We start from the raw sequence: 2,681 nt of genomic DNA, 5'->3' as shown, positions 1-2,681 counted from the left end.
TAATTGGTGCCGATAATGGTAGAGCCAATCCAGTAAGGTCATGGAGTCCACCCCTCCTGATAAAGCCAAAAGGACTTTTTGATGAGATTCAAAAAGCCCCTCCTTTAGACAGAACTGAAGAAATTTATCTTTCATTACTGTAAGACCTCATAAATATCTTTGGCAATTGCTGAGATAGTCTCGTAATCAGAGTGATCCGTAAAAATAGCTAAAATAAATGGTGATTCTGTATAAACAATGGCGACATCATGACGGAAATCATAGGCATCTCCAATCTTGTGAGCGACCTTGACTGGGATATCTTTTGAAATTCGTTGATCATCAAAGCGAGTCTCTGACAGAGCATCAATGATTCCACCATTTTGTTGGTAGATAGCTTCCATGACATTTCCTGCCATTTTTGGAGATGCCATTCTAGTTTCTACATTCCACGTTTTTCCTGCAATCTTATTGGTCACCTTTTGAAATTCTTTGTCTGATTGATGCGTTACATAATAGCCTAAAATGTTTTGCGCAACATTATCAGATTCTTTTGCCACCCGATTAATCAAATCAGCGACGGTATATTCCTTATCATCCGGTGTTTTTGAAATACTTCCACTGCCTTCCGGTTCATAAGCTCCTGGATAATCATTGACTTCTTTTATATATTTTAAAGGAGTCTGCAAATCTACACGGTTTTCGTTTACCTCTTTTTGAGTATAGTACAAATACAAGAGCTTGGCTATACTAGCAGAATACATTTCCTGATCTTCATGTATCCCAGCAGTCTTTCCAGTATCCACCTGCTTCACGTAAACTGCAATTCCGTCTTTGTTGTACTTCTGATTGAGAATCTCTTGGACTTTTTCCATCCGATTATCTGTAGCAGAAAGTTCATCTTTTGCAATCCATCCCTGGCCAGAAATTTCTAGGTAGGTCCCTTTTAAAGTTTTGGCAGTCTTGGTGATTTCAACCTTACTATAGGGAGTCAGACTTGTTTTTTTGCTTTTTGCGCCATTTACCAAGGGTTGATCATAAACTGTAAAAGAGGATGTCAGCCACATGGTCTTTTTTTCTTCTGTTAATTCCAAAATCGAATCTTCGTAAATTTGATCTTGATCAGCTACTACATACTGTTTATTCGATAATTTAAAAACAGATTTCCCTTGGTCATTCACAAACAATTGATCAACAGTAAAGGGAGTATCTGGCTTGATTTCCCCAGCTTTTTGACGCAATTCTGGATCCGAATAGGTCACGATTGGCTGATAAACATTCGGATTGGACGGTATGGAGACAAAGAAATGATCCTGAGTCCCTATTTGACTAGTGTATGAAGAATCAGCAGTCAGTGGAACTTGGACTTGGGATGAATCAGATAAGGGTTGGGTGACTAAGAAAGTAGGAAAAATCATCCAATAAACTAACTTATTCATCCTTGCTCCTTTCCAGAGTTTCTTCTTGCAATTTTAAGGCTTGATTTTTTTTAGCTAACTCTTCTAATTTTGTATCAGAATATTCTAGAAATTGTTGAACGGTTTTTACAATATTTTCCATTATTTTGGTAATAAATTAGGTATCGTATAAATATATTCGCCATCTTTAGAGAAGGAATATTTTGCGCGTGCATATTTTGCAGCGTATTCGTCATCCTTCAATTTCTCTACGATATCCTTTTGATATTCTTTTTCCTCAAGGGTTTGCTGATATTGTTCTTGCAATTGAACGTATTGTTGTTTGCGTTTTTGAAGCGTCTGGTAACTCTGAGCCAGATTATAAGTTGGGAGAATAAACAATAAAATAATTAAAATGAGAACCCAACCCATAAAACGGTTCTGTTTTTTTCGCTCCTCATTCTGGTATTTCTGACGCTGATGTTCGTCTTGAATATACCGATTATTCATTTGTACAATATTTTTAGGCATCTTCTTCTATCCTTGTTTCACGAATGATTTCATACATTTTAGACGCATCTTCTTTTTTAGTACTATCTAACATTTCCAACACTTTTACTGTCAATAGCTTATTTCCAAAGCGAACTTCGACTTCGTCATTTACCTTCAAGTCGGTTGAACTTTTCGCTAGGACCCCATTGACTTTGATGCGCCCCTTATCGGCTACTTCTTTAGCTACAGGGCGTCTTTTGATAATGCGGGAAACTTTTAAATATTTATCTAATCTCATCGTATCACCTCTAATGTATTATTGTACCATTTTTTTAGAAAGAGCCTAGTAAAATCTTTCTTTCTAGTCTTGTTTTTCCATTTTTTCCTGCTTGATGGCCAGTAATTTTTCCCCAAATTGTCGCAAGCCTTCTAAAATTTCGAAGTCTTTTTTATTTCGCACATCAAAGATTAATTCAATCAATCCTTGGCTTTCTGCAATACGAGCTTTTAAATTAGTTGCTGATAAGGCAGCAAAATAATCTTGAGTCAAGAAAAGTTGCTTGGTAATTGGCTCAAATTTCACCGTTAGTTGATTGTCTTTTCGATCAACCACTTTAACAAAGACCTGGTCCAGATAAGATTTGATAAACCCTATTTCTAGGAGATAGGCTACCACATCAGGATATTCTCCGAAACGATCAATCAATTCGTCTTGTAGCAGTTCATAATCTTCTTGAACTTGTATTTCTCGAATACGTTTGTAAATTTCAATTTTTTGACGTTCATCGGAAATATAGTCACTTGGAATGTAGG

General features: G+C 36.4%; 6 protein-coding genes. All 6 read right to left on the bottom strand.

Going from position 1 to position 2,681, the window contains the following annotated elements:
• Nucleotides 1-135, bottom strand: a 135-nt coding sequence (locus ACLOR3_RS03225; RefSeq protein WP_497867390.1) for a PP-loop family protein, incomplete at its 3' end; no start/stop codon positions are given.
• Complete coding sequence (locus ACLOR3_RS03220) at nucleotides 135-1,418, bottom strand: serine hydrolase (RefSeq protein ID WP_411400210.1); 1,284 nt, start codon at nucleotides 1,416-1,418, stop codon at nucleotides 135-137. The genes ACLOR3_RS03225 and ACLOR3_RS03220, both read right to left, overlap by 1 nt.
• Entirely contained in the window at nucleotides 1,411-1,539 is a 129-nt protein-coding gene (locus ACLOR3_RS03215; RefSeq protein ID WP_411400209.1) for an SP_0009 family protein, read from the bottom strand. Before ACLOR3_RS03215 ends, ACLOR3_RS03220 begins: the two co-directional genes overlap by 8 nt.
• Nucleotides 1,539-1,907: a septum formation initiator family protein gene (locus ACLOR3_RS03210; RefSeq protein ID WP_023024832.1), complete on the bottom strand. Its 369-nt coding sequence runs from the start codon at nucleotides 1,905-1,907 to the stop codon at nucleotides 1,539-1,541. Before ACLOR3_RS03210 ends, ACLOR3_RS03215 begins: the two co-directional genes overlap by 1 nt.
• Nucleotides 1,900-2,166, bottom strand: coding sequence for an RNA-binding S4 domain-containing protein (locus tag ACLOR3_RS03205; protein WP_023024830.1), 267 nt, complete (start codon nucleotides 2,164-2,166; stop codon nucleotides 1,900-1,902). The genes ACLOR3_RS03210 and ACLOR3_RS03205 overlap by 8 nt, the downstream gene beginning before the upstream one ends.
• Nucleotides 2,167-2,229: 63 nt before the next feature.
• A partial coding sequence (locus tag ACLOR3_RS03200) for a TRCF domain-containing protein (RefSeq protein WP_412036980.1) occupies nucleotides 2,230-2,681 on the bottom strand: 452 nt, incomplete at its 5' end.

The organism is Streptococcus intestinihominis, from assembly GCF_046824975.1.
In the GTDB taxonomy this organism is placed as follows: domain Bacteria; phylum Bacillota; class Bacilli; order Lactobacillales; family Streptococcaceae; genus Streptococcus.
This window is presented reverse-complemented; position numbering and strand designations above follow the sequence as displayed.